The organism is Mycobacterium sp. NPDC048908, assembly GCF_043197955.1.
Lineage (GTDB): Bacteria > Actinomycetota > Actinomycetes > Mycobacteriales > Mycobacteriaceae > Mycobacterium.
The window spans coordinates 165,942-190,057 of sequence record NZ_JBICUE010000007.1; the positions used below are offsets into that span (position 1 = coordinate 165,942).

The 24,116-nt window shown below is 63.7% G+C and carries 18 protein-coding genes; 8 read left to right on the forward strand and 10 right to left on the reverse strand.

The genetic code is table 11. The features are described 5' to 3' along the window. Positions 1-21: 21 nt before the first annotated feature. The 5 genes from ACGFK1_RS19890 to ACGFK1_RS19910 form a co-directional block, all read right to left on the reverse strand. Entirely contained in the window at positions 22-1,341 is a 1,320-nt protein-coding gene (locus ACGFK1_RS19890; protein WP_393432881.1) for an ABC transporter substrate-binding protein, read from the reverse strand. Continuing rightward, positions 1,338-2,852, reverse strand: a complete 1,515-nt coding sequence (locus tag ACGFK1_RS19895; protein WP_393432884.1) for an FGGY-family carbohydrate kinase — start codon at positions 2,850-2,852, stop codon at positions 1,338-1,340. The genes ACGFK1_RS19890 and ACGFK1_RS19895 overlap by 4 nt, the downstream gene beginning before the upstream one ends. Beyond that, positions 2,849-3,667, reverse strand: coding sequence for a DeoR/GlpR family DNA-binding transcription regulator (locus ACGFK1_RS19900; protein WP_393432887.1), 819 nt, complete (start codon positions 3,665-3,667; stop codon positions 2,849-2,851). Before ACGFK1_RS19900 ends, ACGFK1_RS19895 begins: the two co-directional genes overlap by 4 nt. 401 nt (positions 3,668-4,068) lie before the next feature. Then, a complete protein-coding gene (locus tag ACGFK1_RS19905) occupies positions 4,069-5,145 on the reverse strand; it encodes an acyl-CoA dehydrogenase (RefSeq protein ID WP_393432890.1) in 1,077 nt (358 codons plus the stop codon). A 221-nt stretch (positions 5,146-5,366) separates the two neighbouring features. Beyond that, positions 5,367-5,858 (reverse strand): pyridoxamine 5'-phosphate oxidase family protein, encoded by a 492-nt coding sequence (locus ACGFK1_RS19910; protein WP_393432893.1) that lies wholly within the window; start codon positions 5,856-5,858, stop codon positions 5,367-5,369. Positions 5,859-6,284: 426 nt separating this feature from the next. Between ACGFK1_RS19910 and ACGFK1_RS19915 the strand changes: the two genes are divergently transcribed. Both ACGFK1_RS19915 and ACGFK1_RS19920 read left to right on the forward strand, forming a co-directional pair. Beyond that, positions 6,285-7,268: a methyltransferase gene (locus tag ACGFK1_RS19915; RefSeq protein WP_393432896.1), complete on the forward strand. Its 984-nt coding sequence runs from the start codon at positions 6,285-6,287 to the stop codon at positions 7,266-7,268. A 349-nt stretch (positions 7,269-7,617) separates the two neighbouring features. Next, positions 7,618-8,136 carry a hypothetical protein gene (locus ACGFK1_RS19920; RefSeq protein WP_393432899.1) on the forward strand — a complete coding sequence of 173 codons (519 nt, stop codon included), beginning with the start codon at positions 7,618-7,620 and terminating at the stop codon, positions 8,134-8,136. Positions 8,137-8,170: 34 nt separating this feature from the next. On the opposite strand, the gene ACGFK1_RS19925 is transcribed toward ACGFK1_RS19920, so the two are convergent. Then, positions 8,171-8,380, reverse strand: a complete 210-nt coding sequence (locus tag ACGFK1_RS19925; RefSeq protein WP_393432902.1) for a hypothetical protein — start codon at positions 8,378-8,380, stop codon at positions 8,171-8,173. Positions 8,381-9,202: 822 nt separating this feature from the next. Between ACGFK1_RS19925 and ACGFK1_RS19930 the strand changes: the two genes are divergently transcribed. From ACGFK1_RS19930 to ACGFK1_RS19945, 4 genes are all read left to right on the forward strand, one after another. Then, complete coding sequence (locus tag ACGFK1_RS19930) at positions 9,203-9,895, forward strand: hypothetical protein (protein ID WP_393432904.1); 693 nt, start codon at positions 9,203-9,205, stop codon at positions 9,893-9,895. Positions 9,896-10,393: 498 nt separating this feature from the next. Beyond that, positions 10,394-10,855, forward strand: a complete 462-nt coding sequence (locus tag ACGFK1_RS19935) for an antitoxin Xre/MbcA/ParS toxin-binding domain-containing protein (protein ID WP_393432907.1) — start codon at positions 10,394-10,396, stop codon at positions 10,853-10,855. After that, positions 10,856-11,410, forward strand: coding sequence for an RES family NAD+ phosphorylase (locus ACGFK1_RS19940; protein ID WP_393432910.1), 555 nt, complete (start codon positions 10,856-10,858; stop codon positions 11,408-11,410). It begins immediately after the preceding gene. A 467-nt stretch (positions 11,411-11,877) separates the two neighbouring features. Beyond that, complete coding sequence (locus ACGFK1_RS19945) at positions 11,878-12,048, forward strand: hypothetical protein (RefSeq protein WP_393432912.1); 171 nt, start codon at positions 11,878-11,880, stop codon at positions 12,046-12,048. A 42-nt stretch (positions 12,049-12,090) separates the two neighbouring features. On the opposite strand, the gene ACGFK1_RS19950 is transcribed toward ACGFK1_RS19945, so the two are convergent. Both ACGFK1_RS19950 and ACGFK1_RS19955 read right to left on the reverse strand, forming a co-directional pair. Then, positions 12,091-13,080 carry a TIGR03557 family F420-dependent LLM class oxidoreductase gene (locus ACGFK1_RS19950; RefSeq protein WP_393432915.1) on the reverse strand — a complete coding sequence of 330 codons (990 nt, stop codon included), beginning with the start codon at positions 13,078-13,080 and terminating at the stop codon, positions 12,091-12,093. Positions 13,081-13,950: 870 nt separating this feature from the next. Then, positions 13,951-14,487 carry a MarR family winged helix-turn-helix transcriptional regulator gene (locus tag ACGFK1_RS19955; protein ID WP_393432918.1) on the reverse strand — a complete coding sequence of 179 codons (537 nt, stop codon included), beginning with the start codon at positions 14,485-14,487 and terminating at the stop codon, positions 13,951-13,953. Between the two features lie 88 nt (positions 14,488-14,575). On the opposite strand from ACGFK1_RS19955, the gene ACGFK1_RS19960 reads away from it, so the two are divergent. Beyond that, positions 14,576-14,872 (forward strand): carboxymuconolactone decarboxylase family protein, encoded by a 297-nt coding sequence (locus tag ACGFK1_RS19960; RefSeq protein ID WP_393433199.1) that lies wholly within the window; start codon positions 14,576-14,578, stop codon positions 14,870-14,872. 217 nt (positions 14,873-15,089) lie between these two features. On the opposite strand, the gene ACGFK1_RS19965 is transcribed toward ACGFK1_RS19960, so the two are convergent. Next, entirely contained in the window at positions 15,090-15,890 is an 801-nt protein-coding gene (locus tag ACGFK1_RS19965; protein WP_393432921.1) for a GAP family protein, read from the reverse strand. Between the two features lie 70 nt (positions 15,891-15,960). Next, complete coding sequence (locus ACGFK1_RS19970) at positions 15,961-17,697, reverse strand: AMP-binding protein (RefSeq protein ID WP_393432924.1); 1,737 nt, start codon at positions 17,695-17,697, stop codon at positions 15,961-15,963. Between the two features lie 192 nt (positions 17,698-17,889). Here ACGFK1_RS19970 and pks2 point away from each other — a divergent pair, with 192 nt between their 5' ends. After that, positions 17,890-24,108: a sulfolipid-1 biosynthesis phthioceranic/hydroxyphthioceranic acid synthase gene (pks2, locus tag ACGFK1_RS19975; RefSeq protein ID WP_393432927.1), complete on the forward strand. Its 6,219-nt coding sequence runs from the start codon at positions 17,890-17,892 to the stop codon at positions 24,106-24,108. The last annotated feature ends 8 nt before the right edge of the window (positions 24,109-24,116 follow it).

Below are 24,116 nucleotides of genomic sequence, written 5' to 3' on the forward strand. Positions count from 1 at the left end.
TCCGAAGGGCCATCGAACGACTTAGCCCTGGATCTTCTCGGCGGCCGCCTGCGCTGCGGCGAGCGCGTCGTCGACGCTCTTGGTGCCGGCCACGGCTTCGTTGAGTTCGGTACCGACGGCTTGGATCATCTCCTCGCCGCTGGGGCCCTGGCTCAGCGGTGAGGCGTTCGCGAGAATCTGCTCGACGGTCTTGTAATAGTCCGCGCCGAACTTGCCGTTGAGTACTGCCGGGTTCTTCAGTGTGCTCTGGCGGATCGCGGCGCCGCCCTTCTCGGTTCGTTCGACGTCACGCGCCTTGGAGGTGAGCCATGACGCGAACGCCCAACCGGCATCCGAAGCACCGGAATTGGCCGGGATGGCCCAGCTCCACGAACCGAGCACCTGCTTTCCACCGGGGATCGGGGCCAGCTTGTACTTTCCGGCCGACGGTCCGGATCCGGGCTCGTTGAGCGCGGGCAGATTCCAGTTGTAGCTGATCATCGATGCGGCCTGGCCGCTGGACACGGATCGGAACGCCTCGTCGAAGGCCCAGTTCAAGCTGTTCGGCGGTGCGGCAGTGTGGTAGGTGTCGATGTACGCGTTCAGCGCCCGCTTGGCCTCCGGGGTGTTCAGGCTGGGCTTGCCATTGGCGTCGTAGATCGATCCGCCCGCCGCGAACAGCCAGTTGCCCCATTCCTCGAAGATCTTGTAGCCGCGCTGCGGCTGCATCGCGATACCCGCTCGGTCGCCGACCTTGAGCGCCTTGGAGGTGCTGACCAGCTCGTCGAGAGTGGTGGGCACCTGCAATTTGGCTTGTGCGAGATCGTCTGTGTTGTAGAGATATCCGAGCGCGTAGTTGTAGAACGGCACGCCGTAGCGCACCTTGTCGACGGTGGTGATCGCCGTCAGCGACGGGAAGAAGTCACCCGCGTCGTAGTCTGGCGTGCTGTCAATGCGGGAATCCAGCGGTTGCAAGAACTTCGCGTTCGCGAAGTCGACCATCCACGGGTTGTCGACGATGATCAGATCGTAGGCAGGCGACGGCGACTGGAAGGACGACACCAGTTTGTCGCGCATCTGGTCATAGGTCAGGGTCTCGATGTCGATCTTGGCATTCGGGTAGTCCTTATTGAACTCCGGCACCATCGATTTCACGATGTCGGTGTCGGGGACGTTCTCCATCAGGATGCGCACGGTACCCTTGACGTCTTTGGGGACTTCGCCGGATCCGCTGCCCTGCGGCTGCTCGGGACCACCGCTGCCCGCGCAGGAGCTGATCAACAACGTGAGCACCGCCAATAGCGCGATAATAGGGACGGCGATGAACGGCCGCCTCCGCCGAGGTGTCGTGGTGGATATCATTGCGGCACTGTTCCTTTCACTGTTGGTGGATTACCGATACGTCGTGCCATGGTGTGCGAGATCGGCGCCACCGCGGCACCGAGTTCACGCCACGTCTGGTAGGCGTCGTCGTAGACCGCCCGCGTCGCCGGTTCCGGAACAACCGGCGGGTCGAGCGTGACGAAGCGCGCGGCGTCCGACCAGTCGTCAAGGGCACCTACGCCAATGGCAGCGATCACCGCAGCGCCCAGCGAAGCCCCGGGATGGCCACGGACGGGGAACATTTCAACGCCGAGCACGTCGGCGTGGATCTGCTTCCACAGCGTCGACTTTGACCCACCATTGGTGACCATCACCTTTGTTGGCTCGATATCGATGTCAGCGAACACGTCGAAGTGGTGCCGGAAGCCGAAAGCGATGGCCTCCAGCACCGATCGGTAGAGATCGGCACGGCTGTGACCAAGATGCATTCCCGCGAACACCCCGCGCAGATCGGGATCGTGGATCGGGCTTTTCTCCCCGAGGAAGTACGGCAGGCACAGCACTTCCGCCGGCTGGCATGACGCTGCTTGCTCGTCGAGCTCTGTGAGGTCTATGCCGCCGACGAGAGCCTGAAACCAGCGAATCAGGCTGCCGCTGGTGGCCATGCAGCCGTTGGGCAGCCAGTGTCCGGGCACGGGGTGGGCATCGAGATAGAGCCGTTCGTCGACGATCCTGGTATTGCTGGCGACCAACACGTCGCCTGCACCGCCGAGTTTCACGAGCGCGTCGCCAGGCCCGTTGACTCCGGCCGCGAACGCCGAGAGCACGTGATCGGCGCCGCCGACGACCAATGCGGTGCCTGCCGACAAGCCGGTCTGACGCGCCGCGGCCTCGCTGAGATCCCCAACCCGGGTCCCCGGTCGGTGAACCGTCGGCAACGTTGCGGCATCGAGGCCGGCGGCGGTGAGCACGGGTTGCGCGATCTCACCGTCGATGGTGAACAGACCGGACTCGAGTGCCCAGTTCTGCTCGACGTGGATCTCGGCACCTAACGCCGTCAACACCCAGTCGTAGGAACCGACATAGTGCGCGGTGCGCTCGTAGACCTCGGGCTCGTGCTCGCGCAGCCACGTCGTGGTGGGGGCGACCGATTGTTGGGTCAGCGCCGAACCGGTCATCGTCACCAGGTCGATGTCGGCCAGCGCCGACGCCAGGTCCTGGATCTCGAGCGAGGCCCTGGCATCGTTCTGCAAGATCGCCCGGCGCAACGGATTTCCGTCGCGGTCCAATGGGACGACGGCGGGAACCATGCCTGAGACGGCGATCGCCTGAACCTCGTCGGCGCGGATGTCGCTGCCAGCCACCACTTCTCGGATGGATTCGGCAACGTTGCGGTGCCATTGACCGGTGTCGGCCTCGGCGAATCCGGGGTGCGGTGAGTGCAACGCAGTCTCCCGGGACGCTTGCCCGACGATCCCGTGCGACGTGTCGAACAGCACGGTCTTGGTGCCGGTGGTCCCGATGTCGATCCCGATGGTGTACGAACTCACGGCTGCTCCGCCCGCTGCTCCGCCGAGCCGCTGTGAACGCGGTTGTCGACGCAGAAGACGTCGACACCCGCGGCGCGCGCCGCTACGAGCGCCGGATGGCCGGGATCACCGTCGGTGATGATCACGTCGATGTCGGCGAGGGCAGCGATGCTGGTGAAGGTGACGCGCCCGAGCTTGCTTTGGTCGGCAGCGACGATGACCCGGTCCGCGCGTCTGCTCGCCGCGCGTTTCACGCGGCTCTCACCCTGGTGATAGTCGGAGATCCCGCGGTCGGCGTCGATACCCGCCACGCCCATCACGAAGGTGTCGCAGTTGTAGTTGGCCAACGTGTCCTCGGCCACCGGACCGATCAGGCTCAATTCGCCCGGCCGCAATTCGCCACCGGTCATTACGACTGTGGTCTCGGGCTCGTCGATCAATTCGAGCGCTACCAACAGGCTTGGCGTCAGAACGGTCAGGCCCAATCCGCGCCCCTTCAACGACTTCGCCACCGCGAGCGCGGTGCTGCCGGAGTCGAGGATCAACGTCTCGTTGTGTGCGATCAGGCCGGCGACAGCGTCGGCGATGTGCCGCTTTTCTTCCGCCGCGTCGGCGAGTCGGGCGGCGAAGGCGGGCTCGTGGTCCTTGCCCTGGAGCGCGATCGCACCTCCGACCACTCGCCTGACCACGCCGAGAGTCTCGAGCGCCTCGACATCGCGCCGGATGGTCATCTCGGACACGTCGAACTCGGCGGCCAGCTCCGCGTACGTCACTTCACGCGCGACGGTTACCCGGTGCGCGATGCGGTCTCGACGCGTCTTCGCGTCCATGGTCATAGTCGCCGGCCTTGTGCGAATTTCACAGGTAGCACTCCTTTAGACGACTAAACTCGCTGTCGCGTGCGCAAGTAGTGTTAATTTACAACAGCTAATTGGGTCATGCATAGATCGATGTGAGTATTTTTCACAGCGGAAACATCTCGGCGCATCACTCGTCGAAGTGCGACCGACTGGGGATCCGGCCGCATGCGATCGGCAGATGAGCGAACCCGCCACCACCGATGACGGGCAGTACACCGTCATCGACGGTCGGCGAACCCGGTGAGGCCACTCTCAGCAATTTCGCGAAAAGGCAGCTCGGTGCCAGCGATGCCCCGGCTGACGTAGCGGCGTGGCGCCCACTTGACGGTGCGCCAAGCGGGTCCGAACACAGTCAGCTCATGTCAAACCGGTCGTTCCTACCTCGCACAACGCTGGCTCTGCTGGTGGAACAGCTGTAATTCCCGACGCAACTGGCCTTCCGACGGGGCTTGGATCGGCAAGAACGCGGCCTCGCGAAACCGGCGATTTGTAGCGGTGCCGCTGCGATAGCCGCTGGCCCCGGCCAACGTGAACTCCAACCGAGTCGCCGATACCGCTGCCGCGCCGGTGTCCAGACGCAGTTGGATGATGTCCTTGATCGGACGGTGGGGCGGCTCACCGCCGACGGCGTACAGCAGATCGCCAAGCTTGGTCATTTGACGGGAAAGTGCCGCGAGGTCGTCGGCGAAAGGCGCCGTCAACGGTCCGGTGAACTGTCGGGCCGCATCAAGGGACGCCCGACCCACACCCAGGGCGAATGCCGTTTGCAACAGCAGGAGCATCGGGCGGAATCGTTTGACGAACTCACCCAAGTCACGGCTGATGATGTGTGTCCTGGGCACTTCCACGTCGTGAAGATTCACGGAAGTGGATGCCGTTGCCCCCAGCGCCATCAATGCCGGCGCGGGATTGATCGTGAGGCCCGTGGTATGAGCATCCACGGCGACCACGTACGTTCCTCCGCTGATGCTGCGTGCCGGCAAGACGATCACAGCGTTGTCGAATAGGTTTGACGCCCAAGGTATTGAGCCGGTGACACGCACCATACCGCCGGACTCGTCGGCGATCACCGGCATGTCTCCCAGACCGGCCAGCTGTTTCAGTGCGGGTGCCATGGCCGTTACTCCCACACGGGACCCGGTGCGCAGCGCATCGACATACTCTTCGCGCAGGCCGGCCGACGCCCGCTGCAGGTACAGCAGTGTCATCGCGTGAGCCCACGTCGAGAAGCCGACAGCAAGGCTCTCTGCAGCGATTGTGTCGATAACCTGAACCAGGTCTGCGGTACCGCTCTCTTGCAAGGCCGCGTCGAATAGCCCTGCGCGGCCCAACATCGCGAGATCCTCGCGGACATCGGTACGCAGCTCATCGAGTGCGGTGGCGCGGGCAGCCACCGACTCCCGCGCCGATGCCAACGCTGCGCTGCCTCGGTCGGTCGTCTGCGTGGTCGTCATGGTGGCCTTCCGGTCAAGAGAACATCCGCGCGAGCCGAGGCGTCGCGCCGAGGCGATCATCTCTACATGATGATGATGATCAACCGGCGATGGAACAAGCAGCGGTCGGACCTGTCAACGGGCAACCGCCATCTGCCCGCGTGACCATTGCGTTCGGGAACCGGCGGGCACCAACGGCATTGGTTCGTACTGCGCCGTGGCGACAGGATCCGGGAGCGATGTCACTTCCGGTCGGCTGCGGACTGATCGGTGGTGTGCGTGCCGTTGAGGTAGGTGGCCGCATACTGCGTGACAAGGCTTTGTTCGTCAGCATTGCCGTAGGTGTATGCCGGCGACAGGATCGGCCGTACGCGTTCGACGTTCACCAACACCGCCTGTCTGGCGGGATAACCCGGCCCGTTGAGCTCAAGCAGCCATTCGTGTAACCAGGTGTGCACGGCGCTGCCGGGCTGGTGCAGTTCAGCACTGCCAGTGAAGCGGTAGCCACGTCGACGCAGGAAATCCACGACAGCGATCTCGATGCGTGGGTTCACCGACAGGTTCGCGACGGTGTCCGGTGAGGCGATGTCCATGAATGCGATGTGGTTGTCGTCGTATACGCGCAGAGATGCTTTAGGGGAGAGGTTGGGTGACCCGTCGGGGTTGACGGTGGCGACGAACCCGAGTTTGGCGCTGTCGACGATGTCGCGCATGTCGTTGTCGATGAGAATCATTGCACTACTTTCTGTTGTGGGCGGCCGGGAAAACCGGACGGTGCTCTCGTCCGGCCCTGATGACTGATTGGATTTGAGACCACTTGCCCCTCAGGGTTATTCGAGCAAATACCGACGACGTCAACTATGCGCACCGGGCCACCTCTCCTCCTGGATTGACCACCATGTTCCACACGCCGGCGGCTGTTGACACCGCCCAATGGGACAGATGACAGCCAACTCTAAGGACTATATAGTCCTTTTTGTTCCGATGTCGGATACGCTGGTCATCGAGGCGCCCGATAACGAGGTCAGGGCGTCGACTGCGACTACGCCGACACGCGGCCGGACGCTCCATCAACGGTCTTCGGCCTGCAACCGAACCGTTCAGCCCAAGGAGAATCGATGACAGAATCCGTGCCAGCGGGAGCGCAAGACTATTCGCTCATGACAACCATGGTGACCGGATTTTGGGTCACTCAGATTGTCCGTGCGGCGGCGGCTTTCAACCTGGCTGATCACCTCGCGGCCGGTGTCGACACCGCGGACGCGATTGCGGCCGCCGAATCCACCAACCTCGACGCCACTGGACGCTTGATGCGTACCTGCGCCTCGTTGGGGCTTGTGACGTCCGCCGACGGAGTGCACTTCGCAGGGACGTCGTTGCTGAGCACACTGCGCAAGGAGGATCCGAACTCATTGCGCGGCATGGCGCTTGCGCAGGCCGCACCTGGGCACTGGTTGAGCTGGGGACGCTTCCTTGATGCTGTGCGCAGTGGTGAACGGCAGATAAAGGCCGCACACGGGGACGTCGACACGATCTTCGATTACTTCGCCAAACATCCCGACGAGGCCGATATTTTCACCGAGGCGATGTCGAACCTCAGCAGTGCCGTGGCGATCGACATCGCGGCAATCGTCGACACACACGATGTCAACTTGGCGCTGGACGTCGGAGGAGCCAACGGCGAAGTCATACGTGCGATGATGCGGGCGAACCCCGGCCTACGCGGGGGCGTCTTCGATCTGCCGTTCGTGGTGCCAGCCGCCGAGGCCGCCGCTCGCGAAGACGGCTTGGATGACCGCTTCACCGCCGTGGGAGGCGACTTCTTCGTCGCGGTCCCGCCCGCTGACTTGTACGTGCTCAAGTACATCCTGCACGACTGGGACGACGAAACCTGCATACGTATCTTGAAGAACTGCGGGGCTTCCCTGGAAGCGGGCGGCCGCGTCGTGGTGATCGACAACCTTGTTGGTGAATTGGGTACGCCGGGATTGCCAACTCTGATGGACATGAACATGCTCGTCATGACAAACGGCAAGGAACGAAGCATCGACGAGTTCGATGAACTCTTCGATGCCGCCGGGCTTCGTCACACATCCGTCAACCAGACTGGGCAGTTCGCGGTCATAGAAGCCGTGACCATCTGACATCGGTAACGACCTAGGCGCTCACACTGGGGTTGTGCGGTCACTTCGCCGGGGACAGCAGTCGGCTAGCCCCATCGCGGACGCAGGAGTGGGCGCCACCGCCTTCACCGCATCGGCATAAGCCGCGGGCGGCGCCCGTCACGATGTGGTGCCACAGTCCAACGCCATCTTCGTGGATCGCCATCACATCGGTGTTGTGCGCGTAAATCACCATAAGCGGATCGCTTACTCGTGAAACCCAATACACGACGGGCCCGCGAAAAGGGTCCAGGAAGGATGAAGGTTTCGGACCTCCAGGCGTACCGTGCAATCTGGGCCGCGCTGCCAATAGAACGAAGAGGAAAAGACAATGGCGGACGTAACGCGTCGAGATCTGACATGGATGTCACACGACACCAGAACCTGGTCAGCAGCAACGATTTTTGCGAGAGCGGCGCTTGCGGCGGCGTTCTTGTCGGCCGTGGCCGATCGATTCGGTTTATGGGGAGCGCCCGGGACCAATCAGGTTGGTTGGGGAGACTTCGAGACCTTCACACAGTACGTGCACACTCTGGCCCCATATCTACCTGCCAAACTCGTTACCGCCGTCGCATGGGGTGCCACGGCCGTCGAAATCCTGCTCAGCAGTGCATTGCTGTTGGGAGTAAAGCTTCGATGGGCCGCGCTCGGCAGCGCCGCAACACTTGTTGTGTTCGCCCTGTCGATGTTCTTCTTCGCCGGCTTCGAGACACCGCTGAGTGCATCGGTTTTCAGCGCCGCCGCCGCCGCGCTACTCCTCGCGCTGGCACCGCCGGGAAGCTACGCCGCCAGTGTTGACCATCTGTACCAATCCCGAACTGAAGAACGCGGCGCGAAGAATCGGGATTGATGTCCGGTGTCCACACCCACCGCGTTGTGACGGTTCACGCGACACTGCTGACGATCGCGATAACCAGCCCGCCCAGGGTCAGCACCCCAACCATCACCGCGGCGGCAATCGCCCGGCCCTGTCGGTGCCGGCGTATGTCGTAGATCGCCACCGCGATGCCGGCGAAGATCAACCATGCATAGGCCGCCAGCCCCACCGTCAGCGCCGCCGTTGACGCGGCGCTGGCCAGGGTCACGTTGTGCACGCCGTGAGCCTACGGCGTGAACGGAAGCATCGCGCCGTCTGGCAGTTCGGAGCGGCATCGTCACGCGCGTAGCTTGTCAGCTCTCCGAACGGCCATCGGAAGATGCGTGTCGCAGTGTCTACTGGGTCCCGGTGCACAGCGGCGTCGTGGTCCACTACATCCTGGAGTACAGCACTGAAAACAGAAGCCGCAGTGGTTGCCGTCGATTGTGACCGGCGATGCGCTCGGTGCCATCGGAATGGGCTCGAGGAGCTACGTTGAAACTGACTGGGCGGCATCAGGTTTCAAATCGACTATTGGTACGCTGCGACCTCGGATGCGCTAATCCGCTTTGACGGCCTGGCGATTCGCATGAGTTGACCGGTAGGTGCCTCGGCTTCAACGGGTACTCGCGCACATACTCAGCTGCCGTATCTCCCAGCAAAATTCATCCGGTCGCGGATGATGCGCGAGCTGTGTTGCTCGACTTGTGAAGTTCCTGTGCGATTTTGCGAATCGCGACCGTTCTAATACAGTTCACGGGCAACGGCGACAGTTGCAGTAGCACCAGTTTGAGTGACGCCGATCACAATATGGCAAACCAAGCGCATCCGTCGCGACGGGTGTGGTGTGTCCGTGGCGAGCCAGCTTGTGCGTCACTGCAGCTCTAACGCGCTCAGCAAATTGCTGGCGCGCACCGATGATTTCGGTGACAAGTCACCGGATCGCGACCAGTGCGCGGTCAGACCCGGCTGCTCGGCTCCCGAGCTGCGGGGCTCGAGGGGGAGTCCGAGGTCCGGCACACGGATCCACAAGTTCAAACCCCGAGAAGAGAGCACAACCATGGCCAAACACCGAGCGCCCACCACATCCGGAGCACAGGAACCTGGGAAGAAGATCCTGGCGGGCGTTCTTGTGGCGACGGGCATCGGCGGCGCGGCTTTGCTGTCTACTCCGACGAACCGCGCGACATCGGTCGCGACTGAGCAACAGGCGGCGCTCGAAACCGCAGTCGTCCCCGCGGTCGCACCCGCCCCTGCACCGGCAGCCGCGCCCGCACCGGTGGCGGCGGTGAATAAGGACTCCGACGCGCTGGCGATAGTCAGGGCCATCGTGAGGCACGGGCAGGCGGCCGGGCTGAGTGAAGATCAGATCATGACAATCATCGCCACCGCGAAGATCGAGTCCGGTTTTCGCCCGGCGGTGTCCGGCGGTGTGCAGGCCTACGGGAGCCGGGGTACCAGGGCTGACGAGGTAATCGGCCTGTTCCAGGAGAAAGCCAGTTTCGGCACGGTCGAAGAGCGCCAAGACCCCGAGAAGGCGATTGCGCGGTTCATCGTCCGATTCAGCGATGCGTTCAGGAAGTACGGCATCAGCGACAGCGTGCTCGCGGCCACACTTGCGCAGAACCCGCAACTGCGCACATACCGTAGCGGCGGCGTCGGCACGCACTACTACGACACTGTCCGAGCCGCGATGGGCGCGGCCGCGGACTTGTACGGCCAGGCCGCCGGCCCGCGCCCTGACGTGATGTGATGTCAGCGGCCATGGACGAAGGCGTAGCCGGCGCACGCAAACAGGCAGTCAATGATGCCCGCGGATATAGCGACTAGCAGAAGCACCGAGATCTTCCTGGAAAGGTGAAAGCGCATCGCACACCGCCACGCGGAGCTGGCCGCCCAGCCTTGGACCCGATACGGAAGGGCAGGAGGTCGGACAATGATTCATCAGGCGCGGTATGCAGTGCAGTGGTTACCGGTGACCCGCCATATTTGATTCCGCCGGTACGCCGGCAGTGCATCAGTCGAGATGCGGCGGGGGAGGCATCGATTGCTGGTGTGGCTGGCAGCCAGATCAAGCGGAAAGTTTTGCAGAGGTTCCAGGCAAGTTAGTTTGCTCAAGCGTGGGACAGTAGCGGTGCATCAGCGCTCCCGCGCGGTTCGGTCGGATCAAGCGACCAGACTTCCCATTGATGCTCGTGCCCAGTTACTCTTCGCGTTACTGCCCACGAAAAACATTGGGTAGAGTGATTATATGGCTACAAAGAAGGCTAGCGACGCCAAGAGTGCGTCAAAGAAGGCGGCCGTCAGAGCTCCAGCGAAGAGTGCGCCCACCGCGAAGGCAGCCGTAGTCGGGGCTGCGCGACGGGGTCGGGTCGCCGCCGACGATCCCTTGTCTGAATACCGGGTCCTGTACCTCGCGAACGTGTTTTCGCGTGCACAGCTGGCGAAGTTGATTGGCGTCAGCCCATCGCAGACTTCCCGGTGGGCATCAGGGGAAGAACGTCCTGGCCCCGCCGCAGCTCCAGCTCTGATTGATCTAGAACATGTGTATTCGCGGGCGCGCCTGGTATGGGGTGGTGACTCAGCGCGTATCTGGATGGAGAGCGCTAACGCCTTCCTCGGGGGAGCTCGACCTCTTGATGTCTTGACAACCGAAGGAGCCGCTCGGGTTCTTCAAGCGCTCGACGCAGAGATGTGGGGCGGGGCGGCGTGAGTGCTGGTATATCGCGTTTTCCCCTACCTTGAAGCGGCTCCGCCCGGCGAGCCAGGCCATCCTCTGTATGAGCATCACCCGCAGCGCGGTGGCCGGGCTGACCACCCCGACTATTACGTTTGGTATGTCGCCCGCCAGCCCGAGGCCGCTTGCGGCGAGGCGTTCGGCAACCTGTCGCGCTGGATCGACTCAATGTTCGATTTTCCGGCAGTACCTGGTGCACAAAAGACGCTCGGGGTGTACGAACTGCCCGACGATCTACGCATTTGCGACCTTGATGATCCGCACCGTCTAATAGAGCTAGGGCTTCGACCGACACAGATCGTCACTCGCAACCTGGCGGTCACGTCGGAGTGGGCGCACCGGATCTGGTCTCAGCGTTCTCCTGCCATCGATGACCGAAAATGGCAGGCGGTGCAGTGGTGGTCCTTCCATCGGCCGACTTGGACCGTCATCGCCAGCTGGGAACGGCCCAAGCTCGTCGAACTCGAGCATCTGAACCTCCACCACCCAGCCGTTGTCGCGGCAGCTAAGAGCCTCAACCGGCCGCTATAGACAATCTGGCTCCGGAAGCGGATCGGCGACCTATCTAACACCCTGCAGGTTTACGCGCATATTCGGGCCATCGGCAATGAAACCCGTTGAACCACAGGGTAATACGGTGTAGTTTGCCTCTAACCCGCCATATTCAACTCCGCCGTATTCCTTCCCCCCGCGCAGCAGTGCATCAGGAAGGCGTGGCAGGGGAAAGGCACTGTTGCAGCAGGGCGGCTATGGACTGATCATGTGGTGCCGCCCCTGCGCGGCGCTCAGCGGTGTACCGGTGGCCCGAGATGGAGTGTCCGCCGTATTGCAGGTACTGATGGAGGCAACTTAGAAGCGCGCTCACCTCACAACGAATCGCTGAAACTTCCGAGCGGTGGCTTAGTGCTGTGAGGTTCAGGCCAGTGTGATTGCGCTGCAAGTAGTTCCAGTGCCTGGACGTACCATCTAGTTGGCGTGTCAATCCCCCGCCGGGAGTGGTGAGGCCTGGCCCGGGCGCCACCATCATGCACCGCCGCGAGGTGCTCGGCAATCAGCCCTACGAATCGTTCGCCCGCACTGGCGAGGCGATGACCACGGCTGCCATCGTCGCGTACGCCTATGACCAAATCGAGCAGGCCCGAGGAGAAATGGACCAGGACTCGAGATAGACGACATGTGAATCAGTCGCACCCGCCGTCACTCATGTGGGCTCACGCCGTTTTCATACCGTGGATCGTCTCGATCAGATGCTCGGCGGCGAAGTCGATGAACTTGTCTATATCGGGTGAGCAGTTGACGAACGCGAGTCCGTCGATGCCGGCAGCGGCGAACTTCTCGGCCTGAGCCACATAGTCGGCGGCCTCCGGACCGGCCACAACCGCGTTCGCCAGGTCGCTGGTCTGGATGAACTGCGTGGCGGATTCGAAGGCGGAGGCGCGTGGAATTTCCGGAAGAGCCTGCACCCCGAGTGCCGCCCAGCGCGCGGAGCGAGCTCCCGCCCGCAGTCCGGCTTCCTTCGAGTCCGGGTCGTAGGCGATGAACATCTCGCCGAAAATGGTTCCTGACCCACCTTGTTCACGGTGAACTTTTACCAACGCCGGATCTGGCGTGGTGGAGCTGGTGAACATGCCGCCGTAGTCCGCAGCGATCCGGGCGGCATTGGGGCCGCCCGCCGCGACGAGTATCTCCGGAAGTTCGTCGGGCAGGTCATAGACCCTGGCGTCCTCCAGTTGCAGGTGCTTGCCGTGGAAGGAGTGGAACCCGCCGCTCCACAACATCGTGATGATGTGCAGTGCCTCACGAAGCATTTCCTGGCGTACCGCCACGCTGTGCCAGCCGCGGCCGACGATGTGTTCGTTGAGTCGCTCACCGGAGCCGATACCGAGGAAGAACCGGCCCTCGGACAGAATGCTCATGGTGGCGGCCGCCTGGGCGATGATCGCCGGGTGATAGCGCACGGTCGGGCAGGTGACGCCGGTGCCAAACCGAATCGAGCTGGTACGAGCGGCAACCATCGCCAGCACCGACCACGCGAAGCCGGAATGCCCGGCCAGCGGCAAGTCGTCCGACTGATCCAGCCACGGGTGAAAGTGGTCGCTCATCTCGACGAAGTCGAAGCCCGCCTGTTCCGCGACCACGGCCTGCCGCACCAGCTCGAGCGGAGAGTACAGCTCGGCGAAAAGTTTAAGTCCTACCTGCATCGTTGACTCCTTGCTCGGTGCGTTTCCCAGGGAAGCGTGCGTCTCCCGGCAACCCGTATCAACGCGTGTCGGCGCTCTCATGTTCAGGCTGTGAGACAAGAAGGTAGAAGTCCGCCCCGGGGAGAGAATGACCAGCGTCCAGACAACGCTGGTGTCCGTGTGGTCGATGTCGGCCGGAGCAATCACGCCGGTCAGCGTGGCCGTTTCAGCCGTGGTCCATTCGATACGAGTAGGAGAACCCAGTACCGAGCCTGTCGTAAACCGTTGTTGTCGAGGCAGTTTAGTTCGGACGACCCAATACGGTGGGCGAGGGGGGACACTCTTGAACGTCCGTGGTTCATCAGATGAAAACGGCGACGTTTACTTGACATAATGTGGCTTATCGGCGCTCAAAGCATGCGCGTTGCATTAGATGCAAGTGCTCGCACCCCTCGATGACTGTTTGATTTTCGCGCGGTGCGTTCTGTGCCGTCGGACTACCGATGAGCTGCCTCCGCACGCCGGACCGCCGATCAGGCGCCACCGCGCGCAATTTCGGCGTGTTCGGTCGCGATGAGTGCGACTAATCACACCGAAATCACACGTGAACGCGAACGGTCGACCGGCAGGCTTGTCCTCAACCCTTCCCCGCCGGTGCCTACCAATTCGTCACCGTGACGAATTCACACCGGGGCGCGGTGCCGCTGACTATTTCGCGTTCGGGCATTCGACGTCGACCGACACCGTGACGGTTGCCGGGTCCGCCGTCGGAGCGCTGGGATTGTCGATCCCTATGACGGTGCATGCCGACACACGCTCCCCTGCTCACCCCTTGGCGCCGCGTCTATACGTCACTGTGACGAAAATGTAGTAGGCCACGCACCTAAGCGGTCAGCCTCGCCCGGCCGCCTGTCCCGACACTGATCCGAACGGTTCCATCGGACAACTTCCGCATCGTTGTTCGTCGCAATAGCGACAGATTGCCAAGGCCGAAGCCGCGTCTTGCGGCAGGGCACCCAGGATGGCAGCGGCGAGGCGTTCCAATGTCCGGCGGTCGGCCGGCTCGACCAAGTCGACGATCCGCTGCAGCGCCAATTGTCGGCGGTCAAGTATGGCGTGACGATGGGCAAATCCCCGAGACGTCAATGTCAGTGTCACACTTCGGCGATCACCGGATGCTCTGTCGCGCTTGACCAGTTTCGCATCCTGCAACCGGTCTACGATGCGGACCGCCGCTGGATGGGACCGCTCAAGCACACTGCCAAGCTGGGTGATCGTCATGCCGGGCGAGTGACCGATCGCAACGAGCGCTGCTACCGCCTCGCCGCCGAGGTTGGCGCCGTCGAATACTGCCCATTTGATGCGGTCGGTAACCGCAACCGACAGTGCGCCAACAAGATTCGCTGTGCGGCCCGTCGACCCGGTCATCGTCTTCTCTTTTCAGCTTGGCGGTGTAGTGTCTGCCGATGTATGCGCCATGCATATATTAAGTCCAAGGAGGTCTCGCGTGTACGACATGAAAAATCTGAGCAATCTGAAGGCGCTTGACGAGCATGCTCCAGATGCGATGCAGGCGTTCTGGGCATTCGACAAGCAGGCTTTTGCCGACGGAGCACTGTCCCAACGCGACAAGCAACTCATTGCAGTCGCCGTCGCACTGACGACGCAGTGCCCGTATTGCATTGAGCTGCATGTCAGTGCCGCCCGCAAGGCGGGAGCAGACGACGCGCAGCTTTCCGAGGTCGCAGTCGTGGCGGCTGCCATGCGTGCCGGCGCGGCCGTCACACACGCCTCGCACCTGTTCAAGAAGTGATTCGGTGAATTGTCCAGCTGGCATTACCCGTTGGATCGACTTTTTGCCGACCCGGGCCGTGGTCGTTGGCCTGTCCATTACTCGACAGGACCTGAGCACCTAGGCGGTGGCGTCGGCCTGGTCGGAGAGATTGCCAGCACTCAGTGGAGCTGGCACGCCAGATAACCTGTCGCACCGGCATAGCCGCCCACCGCATGCCGACGTTACAGTCGACGGCTCACAACAGTCCCGTGCCTTGTCCGACGAACGCGATACCCACCAACGTGAGGATGGCGACCAGAATCTGTCGGCGATAGCCACCGACCCAGTCGTGCACTCGCCGCAGCGCGGCTTCGGTTCTGATCGGCGCGGCCAGGTTACTGATCAGAACGATCTCCACCACCGCCAAGCTCACGACAATGAACACCACTGCAGCGCCAAGCTGGGTGCCGATCGCGGCGCCGGAGGTCAGAATGGTGGCCAGCGAGAACATGACCAAGGACGGATTCGGCCCTGCCCAGAACCCGATCACCGCCGCCACCCACAAAGCGCCGCTCTCCCAGGCATTGTGGGCGCGACCAAGCACTCGCTGAACCACAGATCCGCCTTGTGCAGGCGCATCTTGGCCCCGCTTGAGCAACCGTGCGATGGGACTGCCCGCATCCGGATCCGACACGGCGGTCGACACCTTCGCATTCCGGCTTCGCGCCATCGCACGCCGGGACGTGACAAAACGCGCGCCCATCACTGCGGCGACGACCAATACCAGCACCCCGACGAAGATCTCGATATGTCGCACAGTCGCGCTTGCAGTTGTGGCCGGGTTCGCCAGATCATGCACAAAAGACGAAAACAACGGCGTGAAGTGCAGCACCAGCAGCGGCACGAGCAGCAAGATGAAACTCGCGCTCACGCAACCTATCCAGTACACCAACAAGTTCTGCGCCGGACGCGGCCTCGACACCAGCAGCAGGTTGACGCCGAGCCGCACTGGATCAAGTGCAATCGGAAGTGCTAAAACCGCAACCGAGCTCCACATCGCCGACAACTACTGCACCCTGTCATTCAGAATAACTGACCACTGGGGTATTTCCTTGCAGGACAACGGATCACGCGTCCAAGCGGTCGAATTGACCATGCCGATAGTGCTCGACACACGTCGCTCGCCGAACCTTGCCGCTGGTGGTGATCGGTATCGAACCTGGCGGCACCAGAACCAGATCCGCGATGCTGAGGCCGTGTACGTCGTAAACCGCCGACGCCACCTCCCGCCGCACGGCAGCGAGGTTGTCCGAGATCTCCTCGTCCGACGACCCGCGCCTTTTTTGCTCGACAATGACGACGAGCTTCTCGGTGGGACCGTCGGCCACCGCGATCGCCGCGACCCGGCCCCCGGTGCGTTCTTGGATCGTCGCCTCGATGTCGTCAGGTGCATGGTTGCGTCCGTACACGATGAGCAGATCTTTGATGCGACCGACAATGAACAACTCTCCGTCGGAGATGAACCCGAGGTCACCGGTCCGCAACCACGGGCCTTCCGGCGTACCGTCCGACGGGCCGACCAGCATCCCTCCGAACGTGTCCGCGGTTTCCTTCGGTTTACCCCAATAGCCCTCGGCGATATTGCCGCCGTGCACCCAGACCTCGCCCGTCGTTCCCGCCGGCCGTTCGGTGTTGGTGTCGGGATCAACGATGCGCACCAGCGGCGCTTCCGGCACGCCGTAACTGATCAGCGGTGTGCCGGCGCCCCCCGCGAGCGGCTTCGCGTGCCCGTCGGCCAGCTTCTCAGCGTTGAAATGAACCACCTTCGGCGGTTCTCCCGGTGCCCGGGTCGCCACGTATACCGTCGCCTCCGCCAATCCGTAGGACGGACGGATCACCGACTCGCGCAGGTTGAACCGCGCGAACCGCTGGACGAAGCGGCGCATTGTCGCCGGGTGCACCCGTTCGCTGCCGGTGACGATGATCAGCAGATCAGAAAGGTCGAGCCCGGCCGTGTCGTCATCCGACGTTTTGCGCGCCGCCAATTCAAATGCGAAATTCGGTCCCGCCGTATAGACGTGTGGATTGCTGGCCATCAGATGCATCCACCGGGCCGGGCGCTGCAGGAACGCGACCGGACTGGTGAGTACTGTGCGTAGCCCCAAAATGACTGGCGCGCATATTCCTAACAGGAGACCCATGTCGTGGTAAAAGGGCAGCCACGAAACGATCGTGGTGTCCGGCGGCGGAAGCTTCCCACGGTCGGCGAAATAGCCTGACATCAGCTGGTCGAAATTTGTCAGCACATTCTGGTTCGACATCATCACCCCGGCCGGCTGACGGGTCGACCCGGACGTGTATTGCAGATAGGCGGTACTGCGGCTGTCGCCCGCCTCCACGTGGGCACGGATACCAGGGTCACGGCTCAACAGGTCGACTTCGATCAATGACGGGGCCGGCGTCGGTCCCGGAACGAGGTGGTGAGCGACCGTTCCCGCCACCGCGGATGTCGTGAGGACAGCGGCGGGGGCGGCGTCCTGCAATACCAAATCGACACGCTCGTCGGTGGCGCCGCCAAGCGGAACAGAAAGCGGAACCGCAACGCGGCCCGCCTGCAAGGCCCCAAGAAACCCAACCATGTAATCCAGGCCCTGCGGCGCCAGAATGACGGCACGATCTCCTGGCGACCCGTTCTGAGTCAGCTCCTGCGCGACACTCGAGGTGCGCTGATAAAGCTGTGACCACGTCAGCGACTGAGGCTCACCGGCGCAGTCTCGGTCGTAATCGATGAAGGTGACCGCTACGTCGTCCGGTTGGAGATTGGCGCGCTCACGAAGGACGGCCGGGATGGAAGTCTCAATCACGTCCGTCAGGTTACGCGACAAGCCTTGGTTAAAGCGTTCGGAGAACCAGCTTTTGGCGAAACTGACGGATGCGTAGACATTGGCCTCAGCAACGGCGGTCTATCGTAATGCCGACACATTTCCGCGCCTCGAGCAGTCTTTCGGACGCGGATCAGGTAATGGGTTGTATCTCGAGATAGCAATGGGAGCGCAATGGTCTCAGTCGAGGCTGTCAATGGTCAGACACACCGATCGACTCCGGGTGCGGAGGTCACGCCCATCGCGGTGATCGGCATGGCATGCCGACTGCCCGGCGGAATCGATTCGCCGGAGAAACTGTGGGATGCGCTGGTGCGCGGTGACGATCTGGTCACCGAAGTCCCTGCTGACCGCTGGGACGCCGACGAACACTACGACCCCGACCCTCAGATGCAGGGCCGGTCGGTGTCCAAGTGGGGCGCTTTCTTAGACGATGTCGCAAGCTTCGACGCCGACTTCTTCGGCATCGATGACGCCGAGGCGACGGCGCTCGACCCCCAGCAGCGGCTGTTACTGGAGACTTCCTGGGAAGTCGTTGAGCACGCCGGAATCCTCCCGCGCGAACTGACCGAATCACTGACCGGTGTATTCATCGGGCTCACCCATGTCGATTACCAAATCGTCGGCGCCCACTCCGATCCCATGAACGGGCCGCACGGGGTCCACGGGAATGTGCTCAGCATGGCCTCTGGTCGGATCGCGCATGCCCTGCGCACCCACGGCCCCGCCGTCACCGTCGACACCGCGGGTTCGTCCAGCCTGCTCGCGGTGCACATGGCGTGTCGCAGCCTCGACCGTGGCGAAAGCGACCTTGCGCTCGCGGGCGGTGCGTGTGTCCTGTTGGAACCGCGCCGGTTCGCCGCAGCCTCCGCACAAGGCCTGCTGTCACCCACCGGGCGCTGCCGCGCGTTCGACGCCGCGGCAGACGGGCTCGTGGCCGGCGAGGGCGCCGGCATGGTGATGCTCAAACGGCTGCCAGAGGCCCTCCGCGACGGTGACCGAATCCTGGCGGTGATCCACGGCACTGCGGCCAATCAAAACGGGCGCGTCCTCCACAACGAGCCACCATCGCAACGTGCACAAACCGCCGTGTACCGGAACGCGTTGGCAACAGCCGGTTTTGATCCCAGCACAGTAGGCATGGTCGAAGCGCACGGCGCGGGCCTCGCGTTCGGTGACCCAATTGAATTTGCGAGCCTGGCCGAGGTGTACGGCGTCGAGACCCCATGCGCCGTCGCGTCGGTGAAAACCAACCTCGGCCACACCCAGGCGGCAGCCGGAGTGCTCGGTCTGATGAAGACCGTCCTCGCGCTGCAACACGGGGTGGTACCGCCGAACCTGCACTTCACTCAGCTGCCTGACGCGCTCGACCGCGTAACCACAAACCTATTTGTGCCACAACGCGTTTCGCCATGGTCCCGCAATGGCGGTCAGCCGCGCCGGGCGGCGGTGACGTCGTACGGATTGTCAGGAACCAATGTCCACGGAGTCTTGGAACAGGCTCCGGCGCCCCCGCACGTCGACCCGATCAACGAACCCGTGCGCCGCGGGTCGTGGTTGTACGTCCTGTCCGCTAGCTCGGCCGACGCGCTACGTCGTACGGCAGGCAGGCTGGCGGACTGGGTAGGGGCACACGACGACGTCGCGCTGCCTGATCTGGCCTACACGCTGGCGCGCCGGCGCGCCCACCGCCCGCTTCGCACCGCCGTCAGTGCAAGCGACAAGGCCGAGCTGGTCGAGGCTTTGCGCGAAATCGCCCAAGGCGACGCCACACATGCGGCCGCACTGGAGGCCGACAATGCGGACCCGGTATGGGTGTTCTCCGACCAAGGTTCGCAATGGCCAGGCATGGGCGCCGACCTATTGGTGAAGGAACCGGCTTTCGCGGCGACCGTGGCTTTGGCCGAACCGGTCATCCTTCGCGAATGCGGCTTTTCCGTCACCGAAGCACTGTCGGTCCGTCAACCGCTGAGCGGTCAAGATCGGATCCAGCCGACGCTGTTCACCATGCAGCTGGCGCTGGCCGCCGCTTTGAAGGCAGCCGGCGTTCGCCCTGGTGCTGTCATCGGACACTCGGTCGGCGAAGTGGCAGCGGCCGTCGTCTCGGGGGCGCTCTCGTTCGAAGACGGACTCCAAGTGGTGTGCCGCCGCGCACAGTTGATGTCCCGCATCTCGGGTGATGGTGCCACGGCGTCAGTAGACCTTCCCGCCCAGCAGGTGCTCTCCGAGTTGGCGCTGCGCGGAAACGAAGTCGCCGTTGCCGCGGTCACATCGCCGAACTCCACGGTAATCGCCGGGTCCGCCCTCGCCGTTCGCGAACTTGTTGCGGCATGGCAACAACGAAACGTCGAGGCGCGCGAGCTTCCCACGGAATTGGCGTTTCACTCGGCTCACATCGATCCGATCGTCGGCGAGCTCACCGAGTCACTGGCCGGGCTTCACCCGATGACCCCGGAAGTTCCCTTCTATTCGACGACTTCCTACGACCCCCGCGAACAACCAGCCTGTGATGGCCGCTACTGGGCGGCCAACATGCGCCGGATGGTGCGCTTCGCCGCGGCGGTGCGGGCAGCCTTGGAAGATGGGCACCGGATCTTCACGGAGCTGGCCCCCGATTGGGTGCTGGCCGCTGCCGTTGAGGACGTCGGCCGCAGCCTCGACGTGCCGGTGACCGCGATAAGCGTGATGCGACGCGAACGCGACCTCCCCTATGACTTAAGGGATTTCGTCGGCGAACTGCACTGCGCTGGCGGTGCTGTTGACTTCTCGGCGCTGTACCCGGATGGCACGCTGGTGGATGCGCCGCTGCCAGCCTGGACCCGCCGGCAACTGTGGTTCCGCGACGACGCACATTCGCGCCCTACCGGGCACAGCGTGTCTGCACATCCGCTGTTGGGACCACATGTCCATCTGCGCGAGGAGCCCGAGCGACACATTTGGCAGTCCGCACTGGACACAGATCGCCTGCCCTGGCTGCCGGATCACCAAATCCACGGTGCTCCAGTGTTTCCCGCGGCAATCTACTGCGAGATGGCGCTTTCCGCGGCGGGCACGGTCCTGGGCGACGCCGCCGAGGTGCGAGATATCCGTTTCGAGCACGTGCTGGTCGGCGATACCGCCATCTCGATCAGCACCGTGGCAACGGCCGAATCGCCGGACACGTTCCGCTTTGTCGTGGAAACCTACCCTGACCGTGCGCCGGTGCGGCATGCCGCCGGCGCCTTTCACCGCACCGAACCCGACACCGACGACTCCCCCTCTGCTCGCGACGTGCCCGCCCTGCTTGCCGCGCATGCGACCACCCGGCAGGGTGAAGAGATACGGGATCGGCTGCGGCACAGCGGACTTCAGTATGGTCCAGCGTTCACAGGGCTGGTTGCCGTCCACACCGGTGATGAGGCCACGGACACGGTCGTCGCCGAAATTGCGGTGAATGCAACGATGCGTTGTCAACACACCGGTTACTGCGTACACCCTGGGCTGCTGGACGCGTGTTTCCAGTCGGTGACTGCGCTCGCAACGGGCACCGAGGTGACGGCCGCGCCGACCGGTATCGGGCGTCTCCGCGCCTATGGTCAAATCCGCGATGCCCGCTACTGCTACACCCGCCTCACCGGCACCGACGACGCCGGCATCGAGGCCGACATCGAGGTTCTCGATCAGCACGGCGCCGTGTTGTTGGTTGCGCAGCGTGCGCGGTTCGCAATCACCACATCCGACAGCCAGATCGACCAGAATCGTGCCGACCTGTTCACCGTCGGATGGCAGCAGCGCCAACTTCCCGAACCGCCCAAGACCGACCCGGGAACGTGGCTACTGATTGCTTGTGGCACTGGCGATGCCCTGTCGGCAGAGTTGACCAAAGTGTTGGAAACCCATGGCGCACATTGCACGAGCATGGAGTGGCTGCCGGGATCCGGCGGCGAAAGCGCCGAACTGTTCAGGAATCGTCTGCGAGGCGCCGAACTGACCGGCGTGGTGTGGGTGGGGCAACCGCCCGATGGAGACGAGCCGGACGCTTCGCGGGCCCGCGATTGTGTACAGCAGTTGGTGTGCCTCGCGCGTGAACTGGCGCAGGCGCCCGGAGAGTCTCCCCGGTTGTATGCGGTGACGCACAACGCCCAGACCGTTCTGGCTGACGAGCGGCCGAACCTGACGCAAGCCGGCGTGCGGGGTTTGATCAGGGTGATCGGCAACGAACATCCGGAACTCGGCGCAGCCCACATCGACGTCGATGATGTCGACGGAACCGCAGAACATCTGGCACGACAACTTCTCGTCGGGTCAGAAGAAGACGAGACGGCGTGGCGGGGTGGCCAGTGGTACACCGCGCGTCTTCATCCTGCGCCGCTTCTGCCCGAGGAGCGACGGACCGCCGTCGCCGACCCGGAGCACGATGGAATACGGGTGCAGATCCGCACGCCGGGTGACCTGGAGTCGGTGGAACTCGTTGCCTGCGAACGGATCCCACCCGGTGCTGGCCAGGTCGAGGTGGCGGTGCGGTCGTCGAGCGTCAACCTCGCCGACGCACTAGTCGCCTCAGGAGGCGCCGTGGCGCAACTCGGCGCGGACTTCGCCGGGGTGGTGACCGCTGTCGGGCCCGGCGTCACGCACCTCAAGCCGGGCGACCACGTGGGGGGCCTCGACGGCAACGGTTGCTGGGGCACGTTCGTGACCTGCGACGCCCGGTTGGCCGTGCCGCTGCCGGCCGGGCTGGACTTCGGCACCGCGGCGGCGGTCACCACGACGCATGCCCTCGCGCACTACGCGCTGCGCGACGTGGCCCACGTCACCGCAGGCGACAAGGTGTTGATCCACTCCGCGGCCGGTGGTGTGGGGCAGGCGGCGATCGCGATCGCCCGCGCCGCCGGGGCCGAGGTCTTCACCACCGCCGGCAGCGAGGCGCGTCGAGACTTGTTGCGCAGCATGGGTATCGAACGGGTATACGACTCGCGAAGCGGCGAGTTCGCCGCGCTGATCCGCCGCGACACGCAGGGGTACGGTGTCGACATCGTCCTCAATTCGGCATCCGGCGCCGCCCGGCGCGCCGGCCTCGAATTGCTGGCGCCCGGAGGACGATTCGTCGACGTCGGCAAGCACGACATGACGGTCAACATCCCGGCGGGTTCCCTCGTGCTCCAGCGCAACTCGAGTTTCCACCCCGTCGATCTCGAACTGCTGGCACAAAGCCACCCGGAGCGGTTACGGGTCCTGTTGAGCACCGTGTACCGACTGGTCGCCGACGAGACATTGCCATCACCGCAGTACAACCGCTACCCACTGGCCAACGCGGCCGAGGCCATTCGTGCGCTGAGCGGTGCACGACATACCGGCAGGCTCGTGCTCGACATGCCGGTCGACGACCCCGTTCGCGTGGTGATGCCGCCGGCACAAGCGCCGGTCTGCCGGCGCGACGGCGCCTACATCGTCACCGGCGGATTGGGACGCTTGGGGCTGTTCTTCGCCGAGCGCCTGTCCGCGGACGGGGCCGGCCGTATCGTGCTGTGCTCGCGGACGCAACCGTCACCGGCAACGGTGAAGAGAGTTGAATCCCTTCGGATGGCCGGCGCCGACGTCGTCGTGGAGTGTGGTGACATCGCCGCATCTGCTACTGCGTCACGGTTGGTGGACATCGCCACTGCCACGGGTCTTCCCGTGCGCGGCGCACTACACGCCGCCGCCGTGACCGACATCGGTATGCTGGCCGACCTCACCGAGGACACGTTCGACCGGGATTGGGCGCCAAGGGTTCTCGGCGCCTGGAATCTGCATACCGCGACCGTCCTCCAGCCGCTGGACTGGTTCTGCTCGTTCTCTTCGGCAGCAGCCTTGGTGGGCGCACCGGGACACGGCGCATATGCTGCGGCCGACAGCTGGCTGCAGGGTTTCGCACGATGGCGTCGAGATCACGGCCTACCCGCCACCACCATCGCCTGGGGCGCCGTGGCCGACACCACCGACGCGATCGCACCGCAGGAGAGGGTTGATGTTTTCGACGCATTGTTGCGCCATGACCGTCCGTTCAGCGCCTGCGGTCCGGTTGCGGGCACGGCGTGGCTGTCGACCTTTGCCCAACGCACCCCTTTCGCCGAGGCGTTCCGTGTCAGGCCGAACACCGCGGCGGCTGAGGAGCTGCGCGCGCGGCTCGACGCGCTTCCCCGTGAAGACTGGGCCGGGCAGCTGCGAAAAATGATTTCCGATCAGGTCAGCGTGGTGCTACGTCGCAGCATCGATCCCGACCGCCCGCTGACCGAAAGCGGTATCGACTCACTGGGCGCGCTCGAACTGTGCGGCCGGGTCGAAGCCACGACGGGGGTTCGGGTCAGGGCCCCCGAGGTCACCACCATTCGGGCGCTTGCGGAACTGATCTGCGAAAGGTTGGCGCCCACCTAAGTCCGGTG